Source organism: Moorena producens 3L (genome assembly GCF_000211815.1).
Classification (GTDB): Bacteria; Cyanobacteriota; Cyanobacteriia; order Cyanobacteriales; family Coleofasciculaceae; genus Moorena; species Moorena producens.
Map to the genome: position 1 here is coordinate 213312 of NZ_GL890840.1, position 25702 is coordinate 239013.

At 44.8% G+C, this 25702-nt stretch carries 22 protein-coding genes and 2 tRNA genes; 8 read left to right on the forward strand and 16 right to left on the reverse strand.

Annotation, left to right across the window (positions count from 1 at the left end; genetic code table 11):
* Window positions 1–23: 23 nt before the first annotated feature.
* A complete protein-coding gene (locus LYNGBM3L_RS07425) occupies window positions 24–1538 on the forward strand; it encodes a glycosyltransferase family 39 protein (protein WP_008180964.1) in 1515 nt (504 codons plus the stop codon).
* 258 nt (window positions 1539–1796) lie between these two features.
* Here the strand turns inward: LYNGBM3L_RS07425 and LYNGBM3L_RS34720 are convergent, their stop codons facing one another.
* On the reverse strand, window positions 1797–2303 hold the full coding sequence (locus LYNGBM3L_RS34720) for a hypothetical protein (protein WP_008180965.1): 507 nt from the start codon (window positions 2301–2303) through the stop codon (window positions 1797–1799).
* Between the two features lie 237 nt (window positions 2304–2540).
* On the opposite strand from LYNGBM3L_RS34720, the gene ispF reads away from it, so the two are divergent.
* Window positions 2541–3020, forward strand: a complete 480-nt coding sequence (gene ispF / locus LYNGBM3L_RS07435) for a 2-C-methyl-D-erythritol 2,4-cyclodiphosphate synthase (RefSeq protein WP_008180966.1) — start codon at window positions 2541–2543, stop codon at window positions 3018–3020.
* A 66-nt stretch (window positions 3021–3086) separates the two neighbouring features.
* Window positions 3087–4127: an anthranilate phosphoribosyltransferase gene (gene trpD / locus LYNGBM3L_RS07440; protein ID WP_008180967.1), complete on the forward strand. Its 1041-nt coding sequence runs from the start codon at window positions 3087–3089 to the stop codon at window positions 4125–4127.
* A gap of 103 nt (window positions 4128–4230) precedes the next feature.
* Here trpD and LYNGBM3L_RS07445 read toward each other — a convergent pair whose 3' ends face one another.
* From LYNGBM3L_RS07445 to LYNGBM3L_RS07460, 5 genes are all read right to left on the reverse strand, one after another.
* Complete coding sequence (locus LYNGBM3L_RS07445; protein ID WP_008180968.1) at window positions 4231–4650, reverse strand: hypothetical protein; 420 nt, start codon at window positions 4648–4650, stop codon at window positions 4231–4233.
* A 272-nt stretch (window positions 4651–4922) separates the two neighbouring features.
* Window positions 4923–5609: a lecithin retinol acyltransferase family protein gene (locus LYNGBM3L_RS07450; RefSeq protein WP_008180972.1), complete on the reverse strand. Its 687-nt coding sequence runs from the start codon at window positions 5607–5609 to the stop codon at window positions 4923–4925.
* Between the two features lie 52 nt (window positions 5610–5661).
* Window positions 5662–7113, reverse strand: coding sequence for a hemolysin family protein (locus LYNGBM3L_RS07455; protein WP_202799164.1), 1452 nt, complete (start codon window positions 7111–7113; stop codon window positions 5662–5664).
* Window positions 7114–7239: 126 nt separating this feature from the next.
* Window positions 7240–7386 (reverse strand): hypothetical protein, encoded by a 147-nt coding sequence (locus LYNGBM3L_RS42980; protein ID WP_008180976.1) that lies wholly within the window; start codon window positions 7384–7386, stop codon window positions 7240–7242.
* Window positions 7387–7432: 46 nt separating this feature from the next.
* Window positions 7433–8155 carry a hypothetical protein gene (locus tag LYNGBM3L_RS07460; protein ID WP_044492411.1) on the reverse strand — a complete coding sequence of 241 codons (723 nt, stop codon included), beginning with the start codon at window positions 8153–8155 and terminating at the stop codon, window positions 7433–7435.
* A gap of 166 nt (window positions 8156–8321) precedes the next feature.
* On the opposite strand from LYNGBM3L_RS07460, the gene LYNGBM3L_RS07465 reads away from it, so the two are divergent.
* A tRNA-Ile gene (locus LYNGBM3L_RS07465) sits at window positions 8322–8394 on the forward strand.
* A 53-nt stretch (window positions 8395–8447) separates the two neighbouring features.
* On the opposite strand, the gene LYNGBM3L_RS07470 is transcribed toward LYNGBM3L_RS07465, so the two are convergent.
* Window positions 8448–8915 (reverse strand): hypothetical protein, encoded by a 468-nt coding sequence (locus tag LYNGBM3L_RS07470; protein WP_131826948.1) that lies wholly within the window; start codon window positions 8913–8915, stop codon window positions 8448–8450.
* 409 nt (window positions 8916–9324) lie between these two features.
* Here LYNGBM3L_RS07470 and pyrE point away from each other — a divergent pair, with 409 nt between their 5' ends.
* A complete protein-coding gene (gene pyrE / locus LYNGBM3L_RS07480; RefSeq protein ID WP_008180983.1) occupies window positions 9325–9936 on the forward strand; it encodes an orotate phosphoribosyltransferase in 612 nt (203 codons plus the stop codon).
* A 15-nt stretch (window positions 9937–9951) separates the two neighbouring features.
* Here the strand turns inward: pyrE and LYNGBM3L_RS07485 are convergent.
* The 5 genes from LYNGBM3L_RS07485 to LYNGBM3L_RS07510 form a co-directional block, all read right to left on the reverse strand.
* Window positions 9952–10024: transfer RNA gene (locus LYNGBM3L_RS07485), tRNA-Met, on the reverse strand.
* Between the two features lie 858 nt (window positions 10025–10882).
* The gene (locus tag LYNGBM3L_RS33740; RefSeq protein ID WP_008180987.1) at window positions 10883–13300 is read right to left on the reverse strand and encodes a peptidoglycan DD-metalloendopeptidase family protein; all 2418 of its coding nucleotides are present in this window, start codon (window positions 13298–13300) and stop codon (window positions 10883–10885) included.
* 1395 nt (window positions 13301–14695) lie between these two features.
* Window positions 14696–15157, reverse strand: coding sequence for a tRNA (uridine(34)/cytosine(34)/5-carboxymethylaminomethyluridine(34)-2'-O)-methyltransferase TrmL (trmL, locus tag LYNGBM3L_RS07500; protein ID WP_008180990.1), 462 nt, complete (start codon window positions 15155–15157; stop codon window positions 14696–14698).
* Window positions 15158–15868: 711 nt separating this feature from the next.
* Window positions 15869–17020, reverse strand: a complete 1152-nt coding sequence (gshA, locus tag LYNGBM3L_RS07505) for a glutamate--cysteine ligase (RefSeq protein ID WP_008180992.1) — start codon at window positions 17018–17020, stop codon at window positions 15869–15871.
* A gap of 135 nt (window positions 17021–17155) precedes the next feature.
* Window positions 17156–18073: a histone deacetylase family protein gene (locus LYNGBM3L_RS07510; protein ID WP_044492412.1), complete on the reverse strand. Its 918-nt coding sequence runs from the start codon at window positions 18071–18073 to the stop codon at window positions 17156–17158.
* A gap of 130 nt (window positions 18074–18203) precedes the next feature.
* Here LYNGBM3L_RS07510 and LYNGBM3L_RS07515 point away from each other — a divergent pair, with 130 nt between their 5' ends.
* Together LYNGBM3L_RS07515 and LYNGBM3L_RS07520 are read left to right on the forward strand one after the other, a co-directional pair.
* Window positions 18204–18620 (forward strand): hypothetical protein, encoded by a 417-nt coding sequence (locus LYNGBM3L_RS07515; protein ID WP_008180997.1) that lies wholly within the window; start codon window positions 18204–18206, stop codon window positions 18618–18620.
* A gap of 316 nt (window positions 18621–18936) precedes the next feature.
* Entirely contained in the window at window positions 18937–19887 is a 951-nt protein-coding gene (locus LYNGBM3L_RS07520) for a LamG-like jellyroll fold domain-containing protein (protein ID WP_008180999.1), read from the forward strand.
* 252 nt (window positions 19888–20139) lie between these two features.
* Here LYNGBM3L_RS07520 and LYNGBM3L_RS07525 read toward each other — a convergent pair whose 3' ends face one another.
* The 3 genes from LYNGBM3L_RS07525 to LYNGBM3L_RS07535 form a co-directional block, all read right to left on the reverse strand.
* Window positions 20140–20382: a DUF4351 domain-containing protein gene (locus tag LYNGBM3L_RS07525; RefSeq protein WP_229414357.1), complete on the reverse strand. Its 243-nt coding sequence runs from the start codon at window positions 20380–20382 to the stop codon at window positions 20140–20142.
* A gap of 110 nt (window positions 20383–20492) precedes the next feature.
* Window positions 20493–23267 (reverse strand): tetratricopeptide repeat protein, encoded by a 2775-nt coding sequence (locus tag LYNGBM3L_RS07530; RefSeq protein WP_008181004.1) that lies wholly within the window; start codon window positions 23265–23267, stop codon window positions 20493–20495.
* Window positions 23268–23413: 146 nt separating this feature from the next.
* A complete protein-coding gene (locus LYNGBM3L_RS07535; RefSeq protein ID WP_229414359.1) occupies window positions 23414–24127 on the reverse strand; it encodes an esterase/lipase family protein in 714 nt (237 codons plus the stop codon).
* 555 nt (window positions 24128–24682) lie between these two features.
* Here LYNGBM3L_RS07535 and LYNGBM3L_RS07540 point away from each other — a divergent pair.
* Complete coding sequence (locus tag LYNGBM3L_RS07540) at window positions 24683–24937, forward strand: hypothetical protein (protein ID WP_008181007.1); 255 nt, start codon at window positions 24683–24685, stop codon at window positions 24935–24937.
* Between the two features lie 414 nt (window positions 24938–25351).
* Here the strand turns inward: LYNGBM3L_RS07540 and LYNGBM3L_RS39995 are convergent, their stop codons facing one another.
* The gene (locus LYNGBM3L_RS39995) at window positions 25352–25552 is read right to left on the reverse strand and encodes a hypothetical protein (protein ID WP_131826949.1); all 201 of its coding nucleotides are present in this window, start codon (window positions 25550–25552) and stop codon (window positions 25352–25354) included.
* Window positions 25553–25702: the final 150 nt, after the last annotated feature.

Genomic DNA, 25702 nt, shown 5'->3' on the forward strand with positions numbered 1-25702 from the left:
AGGGCTTTGATTATTGAGTTAGCATGAAAGCCAACAACCACAAAACACCAGCGCTCCTAGAGGGAGGAAATTGGTTCCGACCATGGATGCCCATTACCTTAATCTTAGTATTAGCGACTGGATTGTATGTCTATCAACTTGGTACAGAAAGCCTATGGGTTGATGAACTCATTAGTATTCATCGTGCCAAGCACCTAGAGCAAGTCTTTAATGGTACACGCCCCCTCTATCACATCCTCCTACAAGTCTGGATGATAGTTAGCAGTAGTGATACTTGGCTGCGGGGATTGTGCGTTGTGTTTAGTATTGGTACTGTTTTTGTTACCTATCGGCTTGGTCGGCGCTTAATGGGAGAGTCCACTGGCTTAATTGCTGCCCTAATCGTTGCCCTCTCACCCCTGTTTATCCATCATGCCCAAGAAGTCCGGATGTACGCACCGAGTACATTCTTTGGTGTTGCTGGCACACTGATCTTAACCCACGCCCTAGAACGTCCAACTACTCCCTTACTTTTAGGATGGGCTGCTCTGCGATTCTTGGCAATTATCAGCACACCCCTTAACGTAGCGCTGCTGCTCCCAGACATCGTTGTGTTTGGCTGGAAGTATCGCAATCAACCTCGTGTTTTGTTCCGTTTCGGGGTCGGACTGTTACTGATTGGTATTTTATGGCTGCCATGGGTGTTTCCACTAGTAACTAAGAGCGCCAAATTTATGGGAGGTGTAAAAGTACCCGGTACATCAGTTCGTGATCTCGGTGGACGCACTAGTCCTGGTGTACTGGATGTGATCATGCAGCCAGGTCGCTTGACAGCTTGGCCCTTTGGTCGAGCCAATTCCAATGCCATCTACTGGTTTTACAATGCCTACTCTGTCATGTTGACCTGCTTGCTGGGTGTTGTGCTATTCAACAAACCACGCTCAGCTAAGCTGGGTTGGATTGCGGCTTGGGCGTTTTTACCCTTAGTTCTGTTCTTTTCAGTGTCCCAAGTCTCTCGTTCTCTTTGGGTCAATCGTTACCTACTCTTAGCAGCTCCATACCTATTTATTCTTTTAGCAGCCGCTGGGATCGGCATTTGGCATCGATGGCGTATTGGTGCCTTGGTGATAGCGCTGATCTATGCCATTGCTGTTGGTGGTGGGCTAAAGCGTTACTATACCGTGCTCGATCGAGAAAATTGGCGTGGTTTAGTAGAAACCATTGCGACCAAAGAACAACCGGGTGATGTGATTGTTTGGTCCATTGGTCAGAGAATACCTGTGGCATTGAATCATTACTATCATGGCTCTGCAAGTATTGAGATTAAGGATGTACTCCCGCCATCGGTTAGAAAAAACGATCAGCAAGCGATAGAAGGTTGGATTAGCAGTTTACCTTCAACCCAATCTCGTTTATGGCTAGTTTATGTCAAGTCGTCGAAGCTATTTCGGTCTGTTGTTAAAGAGCAATTTCAGATTAAAACCCGAGAGAAACCCATTGATGGGATAGAAATATTTCTGCTTAAACCACGTTCTGCTGATAAAACGTCTCAGGAGTAGACTTCGCCGCAGTTGTCTATTGAACTAAGCCTAGAACTAGTTATTGCCGGTTTTTAGCGATCGCAATTTCCTGAAATAACTCAAAGCGCAATTAAATCAAGAATGGGTAGTGGTAAAGATGTAGTGGTTTGGCTACGGTCTGGTAAAGCTAACGGGAGCGAAAATCACGTATTGTGTACCACAACCAACTCCCCAAAGCTTTCATAAGGTAGTAGTAGCACCATAGTGACTGGGTTATGGAAATAGTTGCATGAACAACTATCTTTGATATCTTTGATAGTATCTGTCCTGGCTTCTCTCTTCGTACCTTCGATCCTCGAACCTTTGACGGTTATTGTCCCAGTTCATATCCGAACGCAGATCCCTTTCAAATTGCTGCAAAATCCTGCCCAAAACATCTTTCATATTCTCCTTATCGTTATAGTTGTAGGTACGACACTCCCTGGTGTTGTAGTACTTACGGCGGTCTGGAACCCGACGCCGTTGACCTCTGTAGCGGCGACCGTAATATCCATGACGATAGCCACGACTAAACTCGCCCCCTGCGGTGCGCTCTTCATAAGCTATACCCCTGCTGGCATCACGTCGCCCCTCCTGATAACCATCATCGTAAGCTTCACGATGGTTAGCTGCATCCTGCTCAACGTAGTAACGAGGGACACTGTAACAGTATCTGATCTCATCCGCTTTCACTTCAGAAGGAAACAACAGAAGTCCCGAGAGTGTAGCGAACATGAGTAGAGTAGTAGAACCGATTTTTTTCATTGTTGAACCTCGTAATATATTTGGGATATTTGTTCTCTAGATATCCGTAAATACACTGTAGGTTCCATAAATTTCCAATCTCGAAATAAAACTTAATATTAAGAGGACGAAAAGATATAGGTAAACCAGACCAAAAACCTCGGTATATTCTCACTAATTTAGAGAATTTGGCAGCAGCCTTAGATAGCAGGTAAAATTCGATCGCTTGCTCTGTTAACGTGGGATTCAGTGGAAAAAATGACTATTCGGATTGGCAACGGTTACGATATCCATCAATTGGGCAAAGGTCGCCGTCTGATTATCGGAGGTGTAGACATTCCTCATGAATTGGGATTAGTCGGTCATAGTGATGCCGATGTCCTGACTCACGCCATCATGGACGCCATGCTGGGAGCCTTGAGTTTGGGCGATATTGGTCATTATTTCCCCCCAACTGACGAAAAATGGGCGGGTGCGGATAGTTTGGTATTGTTGAGTCAGGTGAATCAGTTGATCCAATCCCATGGCTGGCGGATTGGCAATATTGATTCGGTGGTGGTGGCGGAGCGTCCTAAGCTTAAGCCTCATATTAAGACCATGCGCGATCGCTTAAGTGTAGTCCTAGACCTGAAGCCTGACCAAATTGGCATTAAGGCAACCACTAATGAAAAGTTGGGTCCGGTGGGACGTGAAGAGGGAATTGCTGCTTATGCTGTAACCTTGTTAGTTAGAGATTGATCGGAAATAGTGATTGAATAGTTAATGCGATCGCATTTCCAGATAAAATACTCTACTTCTATAATAATGGTTCAAACCTCTTCTAACTGGCCCAGTTTGTTGCAACAGTTGTTGGATGGGCAATCGTTATCCAGTGACCAGGCATCACAACTGATGCAGGGATGGTTGAATGAAGAAATTCCCACTGTGTTATCTGGCGCACTTTTGGCAGCTATCCAGGCTAAAGGGGTGTCGGCTACCGAATTGGCAGGGATGGCTCAGGTGCTACAATCCCAGTCGTTGCAGAAGACAACCATTAAACACAACCAACCCGTCATTGATACCTGTGGTACCGGTGGGGATGGCGCGTCTACCTTTAATATCTCTACCGCAGTAGCCTTTGTAGTGGCGGCGGCTGGAGTGCTGGTGGCTAAGCATGGTAATCGTTCTGCTTCTAGTAAGGTGGGTTCGGCTGATGTGCTCGAAGCCCTAGGAGTAAATTTAGCAGCAGCACCGGACAAGATTCAGGCAGCCCTGGATGAGGTAGGGGTAACCTTTCTGTTTGCTCGGGGTTGGCATCCAGCCATGAAAGCAGTGGCACCGTTACGGCAAACCCTCAAGGTCCGGACAGTGTTTAACTTGTTAGGACCATTGGTAAATCCCCTGCGTCCCACCGGTCAGGTAATCGGTGTTTATGCTCCCAACTTTGTAGAGACTGTAGCGCGATCGTTGTGTTTGATGGGTACTCCCAACGCAATAGTTCTCCATGGTAGGGAAAAATTAGATGAGGCGGGATTGGCAGATCAAACTGACTTGGCACTGCTATCGGGGGGTGAGGTGCGACTTTTGAGTCTAAATCCGGAACATCTTGGTCTAACTCCTGCCCCTACTGAGTCCCTACGAGGCGGTGATGTAGCGGAAAATGGGGCAATTTTACGGAACGTTTTGCAAGGTAAAGGAACACCAGCCCAGCAGGATGTGGTGGCGTTAAATGCCTCATTAGCCCTTCAAGTCGCTGGTGTTATACCTCTCGAAGACTACACAGCAGGGATTGCTCTGGCAAAGGATGTTATGGCTAGCGGTGCCCCTTGGTTGAAGTTAGAGCAGTTGGTGCAGTTTTTAGCTTGACTGACGAGAATCCCCAGGTCTAACCTGTAAGGGTAACCTGGGATCAATGGCGGAGGGTGCTACCCAATGTCCAGCAGCCGAAGTTGCCTATTCTCTATTGCCTTCACCCAGCGCTAAGCGTGAATGACTGGAGATATTTTCCCCACTCCACTGCCAAAGGAATTTCTGTAAAGGGAATTTTGACTGGATCTATGGGTTTGAGGAATTGAAATTCTAATGCGATCGCACGACCTTTATCCGGTGGTTGCTCTAAGTCAACCACTTGATTATCAACTAGCAAGTTGATTGATTTAACGTCTTTGAGGGAAAAGGTTTCTAGATTTACTGGTTTATTTCTAGTGGGTTTACCCCAAGTCAGGTCACTGCCGTTTTGACCAAGCACCGCATATATATCATACTTTGCCCGTTCAAACTGTTCAGCCCAGCGGCGATAAGCTTCAATCTTTTGGTATTCATTCCAGCCTGACCAGGCAAGCCAGCAAAATGCTGCTAGCAGAGGTAACCATAGTAAACCACGTTCCATTCAGTTTTTTGGATCTTTACAACTAAAAGTAAGTATATAAGCAAATATATAGTTATATCTGCCTATCCTCCCATCATCTATACGTAAGCATTCAGCCGTCAGCCGTCAGCCGTCAGCCGTCAGCCGTCAGTGGTCAGCCGTCAGCCGTCAGCCGTGAGTTTATTTTATTCAAAAGCTGATTACTGAGAGCTGATAGCTGATAGCTATTAGCTGAGAGCTGAGAGCTGATAGCTGACCGCTCAAAGTAGCTTTCTGATTACTTAACCAACCCACTAGGTTTGTTGCCAGTTCATACGGTTGCGAATCAATGTTTCTGTCATCTTCGCTAACTGGTCTAATTTAGCTTTCTTGTCCGTCGCGCTTTTCTCATAGTTCCGCTTCCGCATCAAAGCCGCACGGGCTAAGTCTTCTCTATTGTTTTTAAGAGCTTGAATTGCCACTTGCTGCCAGACATTGATTTCTTTAAGTTCCTGTTTATACTTAGGTTGAATCTCATCCCAAACCACCCTGAGATCAGATAATGCTTGGTTAAGTAACTGGGTTGTATCGTCTTGCTTTGCTCCCTGAAGTGCTTGTTTTATAGCTTCGTACAAACCCTCGATTTTCATATTACTAATTACCGGAATAAAATCCTTGACTTGCTGGCTCTCACTTTTGCCAGTCTTGCACCAATTAGCAAAGTGTTCACAGTTATTAAAAATTAGATTATATTGTCTTTCCCCTAATCGACTTTCTGCTCGACGAATCACAACATCTGGAATTAAACAAACTGAGTACTGCCTGACATAAATTTTTGTTTCACCTAGAGCAAAGGTAGCCAGAGAAGTACGCTCAATTGTTTCAGTATTTTTGCGGTAGTGGATAACACTACCATCTCCACAGTCAATACCATGATGTTGGTAAACCCCCTCAAGGTTAAGAAACTTTTGGAATACGTAAATTTGATCTCCTCGCGCCATTCTTTTCTATTGGTTTTATCCAGAGCTAATCAAATAAAATTCACCAAAACTATCAAAGCCCTCCATTGTCAAAGGAAACATCATCCTTTCTGGGAATTATCGGCATTTGTTCAGAATCGGAAACATCTACTGAATTCTTACCTTGTGGCTGCTGGCGGCTTATGCGAATTTGGTTTAGGCGCGGTCCAGAAGCAGACACAACGGTCAATTCTAGATTGTCATAATTTAAGGTTTCACCGGGTACAGGAATTTTCTGAAACTTGTCCAGCAAAAAACCTCCCAAAGTATGATAGTCATCAATTACTGGTAGGTTTAAATCCAAAAGTTCGTTGACTTCTTCCATATTCATCTGAGCTTGCACCAGGAAGGTATACTCGTCGAGAATTTGTACAGTCAAGTCCTCGCTTATGTCAGATTCAGGTCCATCACCAATAATTTCAGCAATTAAATCCTTGAGGGTGACTAATCCAGCCGTACCTCCAAACTCATCCACCACCATCACCATTGCCAAATGCGATCGCTGCATCATCGGCAGTAATTCACTCAATGGGGTAGTTTCTGGGACAAACTTAGCTGGACAAATCCAGGATTTAATCGGTGTCTGAAGTCCTAGCTTCCCTTTAGATAAAGGTTTAGCCATTTTTTTGAAGTCGATAATGCCACGAATGTCATCTAGGGATGCCCCAATCACAGGATAGCGAGAGTGACTAGTCTTAGCAACTTCCTCTAACAAAATATCGAAGGTTGCTGCATGGGAAATAGCCACAAGACTGGTGCGGGGAACCATTACCTCTGCGGCTGTTACCTCCCCAAACTCAAACACATTTTTCAGTAGTTTTCTCTCTTCTGCTTCCAGTCCGATAGACTCCCGTTCAGTGGTAATAATCAGCTGCAACTCTTCCGGTGTTACACGGCTATACCAACCTTGACCAGAATATTGAACACCCACCAGCCTCAGGAGCCAGCGGGTAGATTGGTTCAAAATCTGGATAAAAGGATTAAAAAACCTGGCAATTACCAGACTGGGTGGTCCAAGAAACCGTGCTAGTTGTTCTGAGTAAAGTAAAGCCAGGGATTTGGGGCAAAGTTCCCCCAAAACAATTTGTAGATACGCAATCAGGAAAAATGCCACCAGGATTGCTAGGGAATGGGTAATAACTGGAGTTAGAGCTGGCGTTATTGGTAGCTTGGCTATCCCAGCTGCTACCAAGGTTGCCATGGTAGTCTCCCCAATCCATCCCAGAGCAAGGCTCGAGAGGGTAATCCCTAACTGAGTTGTAGATAGTAATCGGTCAATGCTCTGTTGCAAAGCCTGAACGGTCTTTGCTTGCACGTCACCCGCATCTACTAATTGGCTAATCCGCGATCGCCGCACGGCCACCATGGAAAACTCAGCCGTAACAAAAAAAGCATTGATCGCTATCAGTAGTAGCACTGATAACAATCCCAGCAAAACCTCTCCCTCAGAGAGGCTAATAGAAGCATCCACTGTTAGAAAAACCATTAGGTTGGCAACCATAGAAAAGGTGAAAGGTAAAAGCAAATAATTTTCATTTTTTGCTGGTTACGGTTGCCTTCTGATGTATCTTCCTAGACCTAGGGCAGCTTGGTATCGATTTATCGCTTACCATCAAAAACTTATCAGTTGTATTATGGGGTTTTCAGTTGTATGACTAGCATTTCCTTGAGCTAGTTCAAGAGTGCCAGTCAAGGGAATTTCTGATACTGGCTGGCGAAACTGGCTTAGTTGCTTGCTCTCAACATAGGCTTTTAGCATAGCGTCAACGTTTTATCCTTAACAACCATTCCCTCGACTTGCTTCGTTATCTAACTACAGGAATCTGAGACATTTTCAACTGTAGTTTTTGATCGGGATAATCGGTCAGTGTCAGGGAAAGCTTTTCGGAGTTCTCTAGTAAAGCTGTCGGTATGCTCACTGTTCCAGAAAATTCCTTGCCATTAGCCGGTAATTCTCCTGGTAAGCCTTCCGTAATTGCGCTTAAGGCACGACCGCGATCATCGGTAACATTCAAAAAGCTGTACAGAAACCTGACTGGATTAGAACTCTGATTCTTCAAGCTGACATCCAACATTAAAGAACCCTCCTGCACACTGGCAGAATTTACCGCTAGGGTGACTCCCTTATCCTGACTTTTAACCGGCAAATTTAGCTTAGGGTTTTTCCGAGTGAAGGATGCCTCTTTAGTCAATACACCAGACGATGACTCCTTCTGAGCTGGCTTAGACCAACTAATTTGCTTAGTTTTCTGGCTGTTTTTCTTAGCCGGAGGATTTTTACCCTTATTGTGTATGTGGGCGTGAACGTTAACCAAGATATCCTTCTCGCTCACAATCAAGACCCCTTCTTTCCCAGAAGAAGACCCCTTATTCCCTGTCAACTTTTTCTTAGGGTTAGTATCCGGTTGAGTAACTCCTTTGAGGGCTTCGTGACCGATAGAGAATCCCCAAAAGGCACTCACGACACCTGCACCTAACATCATTGTCAGTAGAACTATGGTTAGCGCTACAGTTGTGTTGAATTTCATAGCGTGATTAACGTTATTCCGAATTACCGCTGGTTCCGTGCTGTATTATAGTCCTGCTATACAGCTAGATTATCTTATGTTCTGTGAATTATCGGATAAATCGGGAATTTCTAGTTAGTGGTGTTGCAATAACCCGATTCAGGCTACCATAATAGAAAAGGATAACCCAGGGTTGGCCGAGCGGTTGAGGCAGCAAACTCATAATTTGCCCTAGGCAGGTTCAACTCCTGCACCCTGGATTTAACACTTGCGGTCAGCTACTACTATCACCCCATACTGATCTGCCCCATACTCATCTGCGCAGCTGTAGTATGGGCTGCGGTGCCAAGAAAAATTCTTGGTTTTCCACTTGGATTGGTATATCACTCGATTGCTCTAGCAACCGTAGGGAAGTATTGTAGGGGTTTGGTAAATCCAGAGTACGAATAACAGGGCCACTCTCTACCTGCTGCTTTAGTAAATCCCGATAAAGATTACTCACACGCTGAGCATCGCGCTCAAGTGCCAGTTCTGGAAACGCAGGTGGCCATCCAGAGCCGAAAATTGTATCGATTTGACTCTTGATGCTCCTGTTTTCAAAAAAGTTCCCAGAGTCATCAAAAAAAGCGTTTTCAAAAGCCTCAGGTAATGTTAATAGAGGAATTAGCTCCAAGTCCTCCGAATTAGTTTCTGCTATGGCACCACCTGCTCCTAGACTAGCAGTGGCTGCTATAACTAAAACGCTAAACAGCTTTTCCCAACGCATTTGCATCGCAATCACCCGTAGTTTTCCTCAATAGTATCCGATATTAAGGGTAAAGTACCCCAGTCGGTGAAAAGTAAGCATTTAGCTGTCAGCTATGAGCTATGAGCTATCAGCTATCAGCTATCAGCTATCAGCTATCAGCTATGAGCTATCAGCTATCAGCTATCAGCTATCAGCTATCAGCTATCAGCTATCAGCTATGAGCTATCAGCTATCAGCTTATGGGTCCCAGCCTCGAAGCCTGTGCCACTGTACACCGAACAGTTATGCCCATAGCCCACGCTACACCGAACAGCTTTTGAATAAAATAAGCTGACGGCACCTCAAGTAGCGTGAGCTTTTAGCTGACGGCTGACGGCTGACGGCTGACTGTGAAAGAATACCGCATAATCCAAATCAACCGCCACTAGTAGTAGTAAGTTTCATGAACAACCAATTCCAAGCCCTGTCTACCCCAAAGGATTTACCTCTCCTGCGACCTTTTCTGCTGGATTTGTTTTGTAAACTGGCTTACCAAGAGGGTGATTTTGTGCTTTCGTCGGGGCAGCGTAGCTCTTATTACATCAATGGTAAACAGGTCACCCTTCATCCTCAAGGAGCATTGGCAATAGGACGTTTGCTATTCTCAATGCTACCTGCTGATACTCAAGCTGTTGCTGGCTTAACTCTGGGTGCAGATCCCATCGTGAGTGCGGTTAGCATTGTTTCTGCCTTAGAAAACTGCCCTATCCCTGGTCTAATTATCCGCAAACAGCCAAAAGGTCATGGAACCAGGGCATACATTGAAGGTCCTAGTTTGCCCACAGGAGCCAAAGTAGTGGTATTAGAAGATGTGGTGACTACTGGGCAATCAGCCATGAAAGCCGTGGATCGCCTTAAGGAAGCCGGTTACCAGGTAGAGCTGGTAATAGCCCTGGTTGACCGGCTCCAAGGCGGAGCCGAGCTTTATAAGTCCGCTGGCCTAATGTTTCAAGCTTTGTTTTCGATTAATGAAATCCGAGAACACTACCAGGGTTCTCTTGATCAATCCAGTTGACTAATTAATTAGTTATGGCTCAGGCGGGATTTGAACCTGCGACCTCGGGCTTATGAGTCCCTTGCTCTAACCACTGAGCTACTGAGCCTTTTCTTCAATCCTTATCTACTATAACATATCAATGCCAATAATTTCTTTATTGACACTCGCCGTCTTGAAAGAACGGCGATTCCCAGATCAATGAGCTGCCTTAAACCACTGTGTCCTAATCTTTGACGCCGCCAAAAAGTAGGCAGTACCTAAACCAAAAACCCGTCAAGACCAAGAATTTAGTTTAGTTCACAGTAGACCCAGCGGGCAATTCTCGCGATCGCGTTTGGCTACTTGTCAGGAAGTGCCGATAAAAGTCCGTTTCCTTCCTTTTCACCTGGTTTCGGTGTGCCCCACCGTACCGTATTTTTCTCAAGTTGTGATTTTCCTGGGTTCACACGCCAACGTCTAATTGACGATTGGGTTTTTAAAGAGGACTTTCCCAGAGACGAAACCTTAGTAGAGGGTCGCCTTACTACAAAACCTTTTCCCTATGCTGCATAACCTACCGACTATAAAGGCGACCCTCTACTTACGGTAACTTCAAGCCCTCTGGGCATTACTACTTTTAGGTCATGCAGTGGCGGATCTCTCTTCCGGTTGCGCCAAGGCCAAAGGCCACGCGGGGCGCGTTCAGTTTTTCAGCCTGTACCCTATACTTAAACTATACTATAGCGCTAGATAAGTGTCAACTTTTTGTCTCTTGTGTTTTTTTAGGTCTAAAAGCGCGCTAGTCACTTTGATCTGGGCTCGCTTTGTGGCGGAGTTTTCAGTGTTGGGATTTCTCATAAATATTGTCAGAGAAGTTGAGGAAGAGTAGGAAACTTCCCTGTTGCTTACCTTACCCTTTTCCTCTGTCTCCTCCTTCAACCTAGTAATTTTGCCTGATTGGGATACTTCCCTTGAAATCACTCTATTACCGTCTTGTAGGCAAATAGGCGATCGGATTTGCAGCTCCCCGACCTCTGGGATGTACCTCAAAGTGTAAGTGAGGACCAGTGCTATAACCTGTGCTACCCATAGCGGCAATTCGTTGACCTTGGCCAACCTGTTGTCCACGACGCACAAAAATTCGGCTGTTGTGGGCATAAAGGGTCAGACTACCATCAGGATGCTTGATTTCCACCAATTTACCGTAGCCACCTGAATTCCAACCAGCACTGACTACAACACCAGGGGCTGCTGCCATAATTGGTGTCCCAATCGGAGCTGCAATATCAATACCCTTGTGCATCCGTCCCCAACGCCGACCATAACCTGAGGTAATCACACCATTACTTGGCCAGATATATCCGTTAAAGCGGTTAGGGCTATCTGGCAAGTACATATCTGGTGTAGACAGAGGTGGCACTCCTGGTGAAACAGGTTTTCCTACCGGTATGCGGATCATTGGGTTAAATCGTTCCGGTGGGGCAGGAGCTACAGCTATCCTTCTCGGTTGTGATACCTCAGGTGGAGGCACAGGAATGGCAATAGAACTGCGTCGAGTTTTCCGGGGTGGCTGAGGTCTTGGAATAGCAATAGGAACCTGTGGAGCTGTCGGTGGCTGCGGTAATAATAATTCCGACTCTTTCGCACCGGTTGCTTGATTATTCTCAGGATTCCACTGGGGAGTGATCTCGACAGATTTAGACTCCTTGTCTGAGGGATCAGCAACTGGCTCGTTAGTAGGAGTTCCTAGGTTGATTGGTTTGCTTTCCTCTGGGCTGGTTTTATTGTCCCGGATTTCTTCTCGCATCTTGAGAATATCAGCCCTTAATTTTTCAACATAGGAGTTGCGCTGAGAGTTAATAGACTCTAGAGGCTGATTTTCAATCGAGGAAGTAGCTTGAGCTAGCAGACCACTGTCTGAGGTCGATTGAGCCAGAATGGTCTCAGTTACCGGTTTTACTTTAGGTTTTTCCTCTATAGATACGGATGTGACTTGATCTCGACTAGTAGAAGTCTTAACAGAGATAGTTGTTTCTAAATCCAATGGTCGCCCTATTGCTGGCTTCCAAGGTTCAGATTTCGGGCTGTTGCTAGATAGCAAAGTTACTGACGACTGTTGCTGATCGAATGTCCCAACTTGAGGAATTTTCAGCTGTTGATTAATTTCAATTAGGTGAGGATTATCTAGCTGATTGGCTAAGACTAGCTCTGAGCGGGATAAACCATAACTACGGGCAATAGAATCGAGGGTTTCACCAGCTTTGACCTGGTGAAAAGAGTTACCAGTAGATGACAGCCTAGTTCCCACCACCACTGGCTGTGGTACATTTAGTTGCTCTGTAGTTACCTTGGTTGTAGCCGATGCAATTCTTGGAGTACTGACCTTGAAAACTGATGGTTTGACTGCCGATATGACAGTTGTTTCTGGAGTCGGTACTGGAATGACCACCGGTAGTGGCTCAGATCTAGTTGATTGGGTTAAGGCTGGTGATACAGCAACTTTCGGCCTTGGCTGTGGGAGCGTCGCCGGAGCTGTAGGTACCGTAACAATGGGCTGCGATGTTTGTGTTACTGAACCCTCAGGTTTTAGCACTGCAGGGGGTAAAGTGTGTGGGCTAGAACCAAGGGTCGCTGATGCCAGTTCATAAGACTTGTTAAACTCCTCGGACCTCAACTGAACCAGACTTTTGCTCAGACGGTTTCGATGTTTTTGGAGGCGCTTGAGGGCTAGGTCTTGTCTAGCTTTTAAAAGATTATTGGTCTTGTCGGAAACAGCTTGTGATGCATCCGTTGACAGGTTACCCGATTTTGATACTGGTGCAGATGCTAGCAACTGTTTTGGCTCTACACCCTCAGACTTAGATGAGGCTTTGACATCAGTACCCTTAACCTCACCAATGGTAGACTTCCTGGCTACTGGGAGAGTGTCATCGGTTTTGAGCTTGTTAAAATTCCCGTTCCCGTAGCGGAGGCCGTAGGCCACGCTTTCGCCGTAGGCGACGCTGCGCGAACGCGAACGGCTTTGCCGAATCGCAAGTTCTGGGGGTGAGGCTGGCTTTGATGCCACACCCCCTTGTCCCTCCTTAGCCGGGTTTAGCAATGAGGGGCTTGAAACAGCGGTAACCTTAAATTCGGCTGCTGGTAGATTCGTCCCACTTGGGTCAGGAGCAACTGGCTCGAATGCCATTGCTTCATCACCCTGTTGAGGTAATAGTAACCCAGATGCCCCCATGGAAATCGCCAATCCAATCATGGCTGCTGAGGTACGAGCCTTACGGTTCACCTCAAGGGGAATTACTGCACCGACCGCATGATTACTTGCAGGTAGTTTCGATGACGAATCCGATGACTCTGCTGCACAGGTCGGAACATGATTGACCTTATCAGTAAGTGTTCCTTTCAAAAACGTCCTCCTGGTGTTTGACGAGCGCTTAACAGTTCCTGATTTATTTTTTACCAGTCAATGATGTGACTCACTTCTAAAGTGTGATCCAAATCACATCTATTTGGCAGACTTAGCAAAGATTACCGTGCTTCTTTGATTTAGACAAGCTCACATGACTACTAAAAAATTTATTCCTTGACGGCAATAGCTAGATACACCTTGAAGCCATTGATAAGTAATTATCCTTAGACAACTAGGTGGACAACATCCCATAGCAGAGATCTTGTCGGGATTGACCACGGCTGCCGTTAAGGATTGCTGCATATGCTGCATATATATGCATATAAAGTAACTGGCTAATCAGGCCTTCTCCGGGAAACCACCCTCAGTAACCCAATAAAATCGAGCATATTTGCTGATTATTCTGTTTGAGCGCCATAAAAACAGCGATGGTAATCTCGAAGCAACTGACTGGTTACAGCTGAACTCTACGCGAATTTTGGGTAAGACAACAACCGTATAATCCTGTATCAACCCGGATCTTAATCCTGGTGGGTTGCTAGTTGATGGTGTGCTCACAAAATCCTTCAAATCCTCCTTTTATCTACTGATAGTTGGTTTGGTATACTGAACACTCCCCATTTGATATCAGCAAAATCTATCGGTGATTTCTCGGTAATCCTACTGTTTATGATAGAAATTTCTTATATGTCTTAAGTAATTTCAGTCTTCTAGATAGCTGAATTTTTGGTGAGTAATTCTACACACACTAACTCATTCAACCAAGGTGCGTCCGGTCAGCTGTAGGCTGACAGTCCTTGATTCTACCCAAAGATGCTTGTTTTGACGTCTTTCCCTGATTAAAACCGACTTGTGCGACAAAACGTTTTTACACAGTTTAACCAAATCTAAAAATCTAGTTATTGATTGATCACCTAGGGAATTCCCAGCAGAGGGATTGTTTTTCACAAAAATTACACATTTCTACAGACATTTCCTATTTACACCATCAGTAGAGGGTAAATTAGGTATTTTAACTCTAGCTATAGTGTTTAAACCCCTGAAGGGGGATAAGTATTTTTTGAGTGGGGTGATCAGCTGCTCCCCATGTAATTTTTCTATCGTAGTCCGGCAAGAGTAGGAGAAGGCAAACAGCGACTAAAGTCGCTTTCGATATTTCTATTGACAGCTGATTTTATTAGTGATATAATCTAGGTTTAAGGTCAAATTAAAACTCAAACGGTTAAGGCTTAAACCTAAATCGATACAACTAAATCGATACAACTAAATCTATAAGAAAAATCTATACAAGTAAATCTATACAAAAGAAATCTATATCAAAAATTTATACAAATTATACAATACCGAAACCAAGTCAACTTAGTAAGTCCTAATTATTAACACAGAAAACACCTATTCCAAGTAACCCAACTGACGCCTGGCCTCAAATAAGCCAAGGGCAGCACTGACGGAGAGATTTAAGCTGCGCACTCCTGGCTGGGTCATGGGGATAAAGACTTTAGCCTGACAAGCCTCTAACACATGGGGAGGCAAACCTGTGGTTTCGCAGCCAAACAATAACCAGTCCTTGGGCTGAAACTGAAACTTAATATAGTTGTATGTTCCTCTCTTGGTAAAGCCAATCCATCGCCCCTCTTGCTTCTGGTGATAGCTGACAAATGCATCAAAGGAATCATGATATTTAAGATCTACATAGGGCCAATAATCTAGTCCTGCTCGTTTCAAGTAGCGATCGCTAATTTCAAAACCCAACGGACCCACTAAGTGCAATTGAGTAGTGGTGGCGGCGCAAGTTCGGGCAATATTGCCGGTATTCGGTGGAATTTGCGGGTTGATTAAGACAACTTTTACCATGAAACCCTTAATATCAAGTCTGGTTTAATACCCATAATTAAAGAGAGGGTGGGGAGGGTGGGGAGAAAGGTCGGTGTGGGGAGATGGGGAGATAGGGATAAACGGGAGATAGGGAGATTTTTATTAAGGGTAATTATCCTGACATGATATAACACGTCTGACCCTAATCTATATTCATACCAAATCTGGGTCTAAAACCCCTGATTAGAAAACAAATGGGCGATCGCCTATTGGTATTTGAAGTGGTAACAAGTAGCTTTAAAGCTATACTGGGTGTGGGGTGTGGGCGAACGGGTGTGGGCGAACGGGTGTCAAGGGCACCTAAAAGATTTATTTGAATGAGTTCAAGGGATTCAGGTTCGAGGAGCATTGGATATATATCTTAGGTCATAGTACTATAGGCATACCTAAGGTCAATATTTTTGTCTGTATTTCAGATAACCTCTACCTAGTGATATAGATCATATATGTTTTTCTTATATTAGTTTTCGTTGAAGCATATATTAGATATTCTTATATTTCACAGCATTTCACTTGGCAAAAAAATTATTCAATTGAGGCGGTTGTCTTTACAAAAACTCTAAAAAATTAAAAAAAATTCATAAAAAATGCCATCGCGAGGTTAGGGGGAATCCGGATTCCCCCTAACCTAAAATTGCGATGACAACTTTAGCTATTTAATTGTAGTTGAATAACAAAGCTGTTAGTCAGTTAGGCTACCAGGGACTGACACAATTGATCTTCTAGTTGCGACTCTTGCTCAGCCATGGATTGAATGGCTTGAATCATCACTTGGCGAGGATCAACACCCACTGAATGAAGTTGTAACCACTGGCCAGCGGTGTTTCCTTCCCGTAGAATTTTCTTAATCGGTGAGAGGAAGCAACTAAAACCGTGTTTTTTCGCTACCGGCCACACCTCTTGATAAAGTTCCTCAATCCAATCTCTGGCCAGAATTAGTCTGCCATCCTCCCAATGCCTCAGTTGCGCATCCAAACTGGATTCAGCCGCAGCGATTTCATTGGCATCGGTGAGGCCAATCAAGTCAGCTGAACGGTTGTTGGCAGGTATTTTACTTATCTCCAGGGGGTCAAGACTGGGATCATGAATCAGTTGTATCAGGCGTGCTTCCAATAGTGCCATAACCGCTAACAGGGCAATGGGATCGACCATTAAATCACAGATTCTCAGCTCTAGGCGGTTGAGATCATAGGGCCGTCGGTTGCCATTGGGGCGCACAGAGGTCCACAGATGACGGACATTAAACATGGTACCAGCAACGAGTTGCTCTTCATTCCACTGGATAAAGTGACGATGGCTTTCAAATAAAGGAACATCAGAGGGAGTTTTGGGAAACATTCCCCAGCGGGTGGAGTGATAGCCAGTGGTTTTACCGTCCAGAAAGGGGGAAGATGCACTCAGGGCTAGGTATAGTGGAGCTTCCATTCGCACCAGACGACAAGCTCGCATCAGGATTTCTGGGTCAGAGATGCCCACATTGATATGGATGCTGGCAGTAACAACCTTAGTGCCGTAGGTGGTCTCAATGTAGGAATGGTAAGGATTATTGGGGTCAGAACGGTAAAAGCGATCGCTTTTACCTAAGGACAGGGTACTGCCGGGAATTAGTGTATAGTTACCCAAGCTTTTTAAATACTGTCGCAGCTGTTGTCGGGGACGCACTAAAGCACATAAGAGACGGTCATAGCAACATAAAGGAGCAGTGGTGTATTCTACATTGCGCTGATCTGGCTCTCGGACAAATCCGTCGAGGGATGCAACAATCTGATCGGAAAAACCGACAATATCCCCTTTGGGAGTGCCGGTATACATTTCTACTTCAAAGCCTTTGGATAGCAGCACAGTTTTTTCTAATGGGGAATGGTAAATTGGGAGTGGGGTGTAGCGTTGGTCGTAGCTCTAGGGAATGTATCTACCTTATCTAGCTATCAATCCTATCAATAACGACCAAATAATTCCTCCTTCTTTAGTTTGCCATCAAAGCTTACACTGGCGATAGACCTGAAGAGCAGCACGGTGGAGTAAAGAGTGGCGATAGATCAGGGCATCGAAATCATTACCGTAGCCACCACCAATCACACTAGCCACTGGGATGCCAGCTGCTACACAGGTACTCAACACTTGCATATCCCGACGGTAGATTCCTGTGTCGGTCAGGGCTAATTTCCCCAAGTGGTCTTCTACATGGGGGTCAACTCCAGCATCGTAGAGCACTAAATTGGGTTTGAATCCTGAGAGTAAGTCCGGAAGATACTTGGCTAGGGTTTGTAGATAGGCATCATCATCCATCCCCTCTGGTAGGGGAATGTCTAAGTCGCTTTTTTGTTTCTTGCTAGGGAAATTGACTTCACAGTGCATGGAAAAGGTGAAGACACTGTGCTCGTTTTGGAAGATAAAGGCGGTACCGTCTCCTTGGTGGACATCTAGGTCAACAATTAAAATTTTCTGAACTAGTCCCAGTTGTTGGAGAACACGGGATGCGATCGCTAAATCATTAAAGATACAAAACCCTGAACCATAATTGGGAAAAGCATGATGGGTACCACCAGCAGTATTGCAGGCTAACCCTTGGCTTAGGGCGAGTTTAGCCGTAAGAATGGTGCCACCTACGGCAGTACAGGTACGCTTTACTAATGCTGGACTCCAAGGTAAGCCAATGCGTCGCACAGCTTTCGGGTCAAGAGTACCTTCATAGTAAGCTTGAACATAGGCGGGGGTGTGAACCAGGTGGAGCCACTCTAGTGGGGGAAGGTCTGGAGTGTGGAATTGTTTAGGAGTGGCAATGTCTTCTTGTAGCAGTAGTTGGTAGAGTTTCCCAAATTTAGGCATGGGAAAGCGATGCCCGTCTGGCAGAGGTGCGACATAGTCCTGGTGATAGACGATTGGCAAGTTCATGATCAGACAATCCCAGACAAGGTTTTCCAGCTCGCTACACTTCTTGATGCAGTCGCTCATGGGGGAAACCCCCAAGACCGCGCTGCATCGCTTTTTTTAAAATCCTCAACCAAGTCAAAGGAAGCATAACATGAATAACCCTTGGCATAATTTTAAGCAACAGCCTTGGCTAGCTCTGTCGAAAGTAGCTGCCTTCACCACTGTGCTGGTAGTTGCTCTAGAGAACCTGTTGATATGGGTCTTGACTCAATCAGAAATTTTCCGTCCCGTCTCGGTGCTACTATTTTCTCGACCCCTAGTAATAATCTGGTTTTTCGCTGCGACTATAGGAGTTGGGGTGTTAGGAGTTTATATTTGTGAACGTTGGCAGTCCCAGCTACTCCTGAATACCTCTAGTCTCTGGGCTTTAGTGTTGTGCCTTATCGTCGGTCTATTGCTCAAGTCCCAACTTCCAATCCCTCCTGGGCTAGTTGGGTTTTCCATGAATTCTTTGATTGGAGTAATCCTAGGGGTATTTTGGAAAGGTCGTCCTTACTGGCGTTATTAGGATTAAAAACGCGATGCTAACCAAAGAGCTGCTACGGTAAAGCATCAAAAGCATCAACGAATACTATAGCAATCCACTATAATTCCGAAAATTATTGCAGTGGGGAAATATTGCCTGCACTATAGTCTCAGGTTTTTTTAGAAACAATCGCTAATTCTGCTACTAATATTGGACTTTTGACAAAATAGTACCCTCAAAGGGTACTGTCACTATCTAAGGGAGCCGAGACAATAGATTTGTTAGCCCATTGTTTTGAGTAGAAACAAAAGGGAAAACATCAAATTTTCTCCAAAGTCTAAGCAGAATAAAAACAGAAATGTTTACCCCCGATCCCACAGATTTGGTAGCTGAGTATTTATTTGAAACTCCAACTGAAAACGGAGTGATCAGGAACACAGCTAATCCTGGAACCTTTGACGGTATGATCCAGCACGATCCCGATGCCCATCCTCTGGCTCCCTCAGCGGATGTCCCGCCAGGGTTTGTTGGTTCAGCATCCCTGAACTATAACGTTCTCAGACGCTTATCAGATAGCGGCGAATCACCGCAAATGTCCTTTGCACAATACGTTGAGGTTCCCAATTTCCCAGATCTGGCTAACCTGACCGTGGAAACTTGGGTTAAGGTTGATTACATCAAAGCAAACCCAGCCTTTACCGATCCTCCCCAGGGTACTTACCCTGATGGAGAAGTTGGTTTTGGAGCCTGCCCACAGCCCATATGCAAAGCATTTTCCTGGTATCTTTTTCTGAGTACTCTACAAACCGATCGCAATCTGATTCTGACTATCATCCCTAACAATGTCACCCAAGGATTACCGAAGGAAGCAGACGAAACTAGCGGCAGTGGTGGTGTAGTCAGTGAGGATATCGTCCATGGTGGTCAATGGACCCATATGGCTGCAACCTTTGGTGAAGTTGCTCCCGGTAGGTTTATCATGCAGACCTACATCAATGGCATCCAAAGCCACATCGAAGAAGTTCAAGACTTTAACGGCAACATCCGTCGGATTCCCAATCAGACTGACAACCCGATAGCGCCTTCCCCTGGTAGACCCCTACGGCTGGGGCAATTCCGTGATATTCAAGGCAATCTTGACTATCAGTACTCCGGACTTTTGGCTGGTGTACGAATTTACAGTCGGGCTTTGACTCAGGAACAGATTCAAGCTGACTACAGGCATGACATCTGTTCAGATCAAGCACCATTAGGGAAAGAAATCTTCAGACTGGGCTTACTTAGTCTATGGCTGTTGAAGTCTACTTAATTGGGGTCAGAAGAATGTAGAATTTAGAATGAAGAATGAAGAATGAAGAATTAAGAATGAGGAATGAAGAATGAAGAATGAAGAATTAAGAATTAAAAATTATACCTTTGCCCATTCTAAATTATTTTGAATTCCCAATTCCCAATTCCCAATTCTAAATTCTACATTCTAAATTCTACATTCTAAATTTTGCATTACACACTCTAGCAGCTCCCCATGGCATTGCTTTTGAGTGCCACCCCTAACGGAATTTTACTTATCCCTAAACTGGTGCAACCAATTGGTCAAATCCACCTCAGTTTCAAAATCTAACAACGCTTCTCCTAAATCCTCCAACTGGTCAAAGGATAATTCCTCAATTTGATTTTGTAATTGGGGATTTATCTGACCTAATCGACGGTTTAGTAGACGGATAATTAACTTAACCTCATTGCGCTTTCCTTGTTCTAATCCTTGGCGAATAATTCGTTGATAAACTACTGACTCTTGCATCATATCCTCCCGAAAATAAGCTTGAATTAAATTAATAATTTAGAATTAATAATTTAGAATTAATAATTTATAGCAACCGAAGTATAGCGTTTCTAGGACTCATGAGGTACACATTATTTTTTCCCTCTTCCGTCTTGCCTCTTCCGTCTTCGCTGCTTCCTAAAACCCAGAAATTTGTACCTCACAAGTCCTATAAGTGCTATATATACTGATCGCTGTGACAAATCATCCCGCAATCTTTCTAGATTATTACGGTAGGTAACAGTATTAGGATGATTTGATCCTAACTTCCGTTCTGCAATATCCAAAGCCTGGACATACAGGGGTTCCGCTTCATGGTAACGCCCCTGAGCATAGTAGAGTAATCCCAGGTTGTTGAGACTACTGGCTACATCGGGATGTTCTTGACCCAGCAGCTGCTTTCTCATGTCCAAAGCCTGGACATACAGGGGTTCCGCTTCATCGTAACGCCCCTGAACTTGGTAGAGTAATGCCAGGTTGTTGAGACTACTGGCTACATCGGGATGTTCTTGACCCAGCAGCTGCTTTCTCATGTCCAAAGCCTGGACATACAGGGGTTCTGCTTCATGGTAACGCCCCTGAGCTTGGTAGAGATCTGCCAGATTGTTGAGAATACTGGCTACATGGGGATGGTCATGACCCAGCAGCTGCTTTGTCATGTCCAAAGCCTGGACAAACAGGGGTTCTGCTTCATGGTAACGCCCCTGAGCTTTGTAGAGATCTGCCAGATTGTTGAGAATACTGGCTACATGGGGATGGTCATGACCCAGCAGCTGCTTTGTCATGTCCAAAGCCTGGACAAACAGGGGTTCTGCTTCATGGTAACGCCCCTGAGCTTTGTAGAGATCTGCCAGGTTGTTGAGACTACTGACGACATCGGGATGGTCATGACCCAGCAGCTGCTTTGTCATGTCCAAAGCCTGGACAAACAGGGGTTCTGCTTGATGGTAACGCCCCTGAACTTGGTAGAGTAATGCCAGGTTGTTAAGACTACTGGCTACATGGGGATGCTTCTCACCCAGCAGCTGCTTTGTCATGTCCAAAGCCTGGACAAACAGGGGTTCCGCTTCATGGTAACGCCCCTGAACTTGGTAGAGTAATGCCAGGTTGTTAAGACTACTGGCTACATGGGGATGCTTCTCACCCAGCAGCTGCTTTGTCATGTCCAAAGCCTGGACAAACAGGGGTTCCGCTTCATGGTAACGCCCCTGAACTTGGTAGAGTAATGCCAGGTTGTTAAGACTACTGGCTACATGGGGATGCTTCTCACCCAGCAGCTGCTTTGTCATGTCCAAAGCCTGGACAAACAGGGGTTCCGCTTCATGGTAACGCCCCTGAACTTGGTAGAGTAATGCCAGGTAGCCTCGACTAGTTGCTACATCGGGATGGTCTTCTCCCATGCGGCTTTTGGTGATGTCTAAACATTTCTCATACCAAGGTTCAGCCTGGTCATAGGTACCTCGACCTTGATAGAATATTCCTAAGCCAACAAAAGGCAATATTAAATCTTCATCCCTGAGCCAGTCAGTTAGGACTGTGGCAACTTCGTCTAAATGAGGGATGGCGGGGGTAACTACTGCAATCTGATCGCGAGTTGGTGTCTGGGGAATTGTTTTGGCAACAGCCACCATTGTCTTACAAAAGCTTTGCTTGTAGCTATCGGCCTCTGGTAATTGAGCCAGCTTGGTCAGGAAAAATTCTCGAATTAGTGGATGGAGTTGATAGGTTTGCTGTTCAGTCAGTTGCAACAGGTTCAGTTTCAGTAAACTGCGATTGGCCGTAGGCCACGCTACGCGATCGCGTAATTCCTCCAACTCTTCTTGTTCTTCTTCCCGGTCATCTTCAGTTTCGATAACACACTTCTCTACCAGGGACCACTCAAAAGGAGCAGGAGCAAACAGACTCAGACGACATCCCAACTGCTGGACTTCTGGACAATCTTTCAAATCTTCCCAGGATAACTCAAAGGCTGCTGCTACTCCCAACTGGGCTGTCATTTCCCCTTCTTCTGTGGGGTCAAGTAATGCCTTAGCTGCTAATTTCTTTTTCTCTAAACGTTTCTGAACTTTAGCAATAGTTAAGGTCGGATGTAGATCTAAATATCGTCCCACTAACTCTAAACCCAAAGGCAAATAACCCAACCATTCACATAAGGCTTCTGCTTCGGTTAGTTCTTTATCAATGCGCTCTTTTCCAACAAGCGATTGGCCGTAGGCCACGCTACGCGAACGCAATAATTCTAATGCTGCCTCTGGGGATAGTACATCCAAGTCAATTCGTCGGTAAGAAGCCCCTGGACGCTGACGACTGGTGACCAGTACTTTGAAGCGGGATTCAGCTGGAGGTAAATAGGGTTTAATTCTTTGTTTGTAGTCATTGCTGAAAGAAGCCACATCATCCAGCACGATCAATGCTGTTCCCTCTGGCCAATTTCTCCAGCAGTATCTTACCTGCTCGTTGAAATCTAGTTCATCTGGAATGGTTAATCCTAATTCCGTACGCCCAAAACTAACAACTTGAATCCCCAGATCTAGCCCGCGCACTGGAAACCAGCACCTACCACCAGGGTAGTTATCCTGATATCTCAGAGCATATTGTAAAGCTAACTCGGTTTTGCCAATACCGCCCATTCCGGCAATGGCGCAAATGGCTAATCTATCGGTCTTTTGAAGTTCCTCATGGAGCTGCTCAAGTTGAGTGTCTCTACCGACAAAGTAGGGAGTGCCACTATTGATACTAATGTTAGTCGGGGAATTTAAGGTTATTTGTTTTTTTTTGAGGCATTCCTCAATAAATTTCTTGACACCAAGATAGACCAAACTGTTTTGAGAATCTGGTTTACATAGCAGGGTAAGCGCAAGAATCAATAAGCTGTAGCTTATTGAGAAAAAACTGGGTTCATTATCAACTATTAAACTCTATTGAGAATCAAGTTCTACGAGATTATAGGGGTTTCGAGCCACGATCAACCGATATCCAGCCAATGCACATTATGGGCAATTTTTTCTTGCGCTTACCCTGGTTTACATAGGTCAATATGGTGCTTTGGTATGGCAACCGGCTTCACTCCTTCAATGCCTGGGTTGGCACTATCTTCGTCTACAACTAAAATCCCTTTTACAGGCTGGGTTTCATAATAGACTTTGGTGGCAATTTCTAGACTCCGAACGTTTTCTCTATACCACTCATTTAATTCCCGTAACTGAGAGTCATGAGCTTTTAGTTCCTCGACACTTACGGTGGTTCGTGCGAAAACACCAATATTATCAATTAAATTAGCTAGATGAGCACCAGTGTGGGGAGTAGCCAGAAATACTATGCCTTTAGTCTGCTCAATAATCCCTTTATAGTTATCAAAATTATTAGCACTACTAAGCATCTTTTTGACTAAAAGCCCGCCCATACTATGAGTAATAAATACTAATGGACGCTTGCCGAGATCGCAGCTGTTTAACCAATCTAATAAATTACTGGCTTGATCGAAAAGGGGCATACTGCCATTGCTTTGCCACTTTGTTGCTTTCGCGTCATATCCAAAAGACCAGATGTTAAGACCTAGCTGCTCTTTTCCTAACCAAACTGGCCAAAAATTATCATCATTTATTCCATGCTGGTGATGCCACGTGCCTCTGGGATCACCTCCAAGTCCGTGAACAAACACCACATCCATACTGGCTTCTGAGCCCTCCCACCCTGAGATTTTTATCAATCTACTCGAATCGCTCACCAATTAGCCTCCAGTTAACTCTATAGCTTTAACCAGTAGATGCAGAAAATCCTATTTTTATTTATTCTAATACAAAAAAATCCAGGGAGTAGGGAGCAGGGAGTAGGGAGCAGGGATTAGGTAGTAATGGAAAAAGTTATCACAATTTATTTTATATACCTATAATAACTTATCGGATATAGTTTATTTTTTTTTCTGTTTCCAAGGCTATCAGTAAATTAAATCAAAAAAAAACAAACGCTAACATTTTTACTATGTGCCCTGTTTGCGATTCTAACTTCTAACTTCTAACTTCTAACTTCTAACTTATACTTGGTGGTGCGTTACGGGGCGGGCTATCCCAATACTGGCTACGAAGTATAAAATTAGGGCGAGCCCGCCCCTAACGCACCCTACGCACTAAATTATTAATTCTACATTCTTAATTCTAAATTCTACATTCTTAATTATTAATTTTCTTCCATTACCCCTCCAAAAAAAAATCTAAAAACCCTTGACAAATACATTTATAATCGTTATGATTATAAATGTTAAATTCAAAAGTAATTTTGAACTATGTCTGACAACTTTCGCCCAGATCCACAAAACAATCCTGAGGATATCACTCCTAGTAATACTCCTCAGGAACGTTCCCAAAAAAAATACCCCATTAAGCACATTCTGAAGGGGTCCCGCCGGGCAATAAACAACACTATGCATACCCTTTATGCACGGGGTTACGCCGAAATATCGGAGTGGAGCCCCCTTCAGCCGACTGGAATTCCTGGCGAATTCATCACGATGATGACCAAGTATTTAAATTTGGGTTAAACTATTAAGTTATAGGGGGGGGAACCCCCCTGGCCAAAGTATCAGGTTTGTTCGCGTAGCGTGACCTTTGGTCAATCCTATGGGATCATTTCTGGATTGGTTTCGAAAGTTGAGGCATAGCTAAAAATTCCTAGCCGTGGAAGGTATTTCTGCGGCTATTTTTTTTTGAGGTTGTTCGCGTAGCGTGGCCAAAGGCCAAGGTTAGAAGGTTAAAAGGTTGAAGGTTAGAAGGTTTAAGGTTAGAAGGTTAGAAAGTTAGAAGGTTAGAAGGTTTAAGGTTAGAAAGTTGAAGGTTAGAAGGTTGAAGGTTAGAAGGTTAGTTGCGTAGGGTGCGTTAGGGGGGGCCTCATTTTCCGCCTCGTAGCCAGGCTTTGGATAGCCCGCCCCGTAACGCACCACCGTGTCAAACAGCTTTTAGGAGATGCACCCTAAGGTTAGAAGGTTATCAGGTTTAAGGTTAAAAGGTTGAAGGTTGTTCGCGTAGCGTGGCCTATTGGCCAAGGTTAAGGTTAGAAGGTTTAAGGTTAGAAGGTTTAAGGTTAGAAGGTTTAAGGTTATTATCCGAAGATTAGCGTTAATAAAAATCTGCGCTATTTCCCGATTTTCCCATTTCACGATTTGCCCAGGATTCGTGATTGATCCTTGGTGGGCAGTGCATACCTGGGTGTACCCAAACAAATTAATCTTTCTGTGGCACTGCCCACCCTACATCTGTTCTATTGTGATTCATCCGTTGGTGGGCAGTGCATACCTAGGTGTACCCAA

Excerpts from the sequence above, each read along its gene's own strand:
- LYNGBM3L_RS07425 (WP_008180964.1), top strand. The coding sequence starts at position 24 with ATGAAAGCCAACAACCACAAAACACCAGCGCTCCTAGAGGGAGGAAAT.
- LYNGBM3L_RS34720 (WP_008180965.1), bottom strand. The coding sequence starts at position 2,303 with ATGAAAAAAATCGGTTCTACTACTCTACTCATGTTCGCTACACTCTCG.
- ispF (WP_008180966.1), top strand. The coding sequence starts at position 2,541 with ATGACTATTCGGATTGGCAACGGTTACGATATCCATCAATTGGGCAAA.
- trpD (WP_008180967.1), top strand. The coding sequence starts at position 3,087 with ATGGTTCAAACCTCTTCTAACTGGCCCAGTTTGTTGCAACAGTTGTTG.
- LYNGBM3L_RS07445 (WP_008180968.1), bottom strand. The coding sequence starts at position 4,650 with ATGGAACGTGGTTTACTATGGTTACCTCTGCTAGCAGCATTTTGCTGG.
- LYNGBM3L_RS07450 (WP_008180972.1), bottom strand. The coding sequence starts at position 5,609 with ATGGCGCGAGGAGATCAAATTTACGTATTCCAAAAGTTTCTTAACCTT.
- LYNGBM3L_RS07455 (WP_202799164.1), bottom strand. The coding sequence starts at position 7,113 with ATGGTTTTTCTAACAGTGGATGCTTCTATTAGCCTCTCTGAGGGAGAG.
- LYNGBM3L_RS42980 (WP_008180976.1), bottom strand. The coding sequence starts at position 7,386 with ATGCTAAAAGCCTATGTTGAGAGCAAGCAACTAAGCCAGTTTCGCCAG.
- LYNGBM3L_RS07460 (WP_044492411.1), bottom strand. The coding sequence starts at position 8,155 with ATGAAATTCAACACAACTGTAGCGCTAACCATAGTTCTACTGACAATG.
- pyrE (WP_008180983.1), top strand. The coding sequence starts at position 9,325 with ATGAACAACCAATTCCAAGCCCTGTCTACCCCAAAGGATTTACCTCTC.
- trmL (WP_008180990.1), bottom strand. The coding sequence starts at position 15,157 with ATGGTAAAAGTTGTCTTAATCAACCCGCAAATTCCACCGAATACCGGC.
- LYNGBM3L_RS07510 (WP_044492412.1), bottom strand. The coding sequence starts at position 18,073 with ATGAACTTGCCAATCGTCTATCACCAGGACTATGTCGCACCTCTGCCA.
- LYNGBM3L_RS07515 (WP_008180997.1), top strand. The coding sequence starts at position 18,204 with ATGAATAACCCTTGGCATAATTTTAAGCAACAGCCTTGGCTAGCTCTG.
- LYNGBM3L_RS07520 (WP_008180999.1), top strand. The coding sequence starts at position 18,937 with ATGTTTACCCCCGATCCCACAGATTTGGTAGCTGAGTATTTATTTGAA.
- LYNGBM3L_RS07525 (WP_229414357.1), bottom strand. The coding sequence starts at position 20,382 with ATGATGCAAGAGTCAGTAGTTTATCAACGAATTATTCGCCAAGGATTA.
- LYNGBM3L_RS07540 (WP_008181007.1), top strand. The coding sequence starts at position 24,683 with ATGTCTGACAACTTTCGCCCAGATCCACAAAACAATCCTGAGGATATC.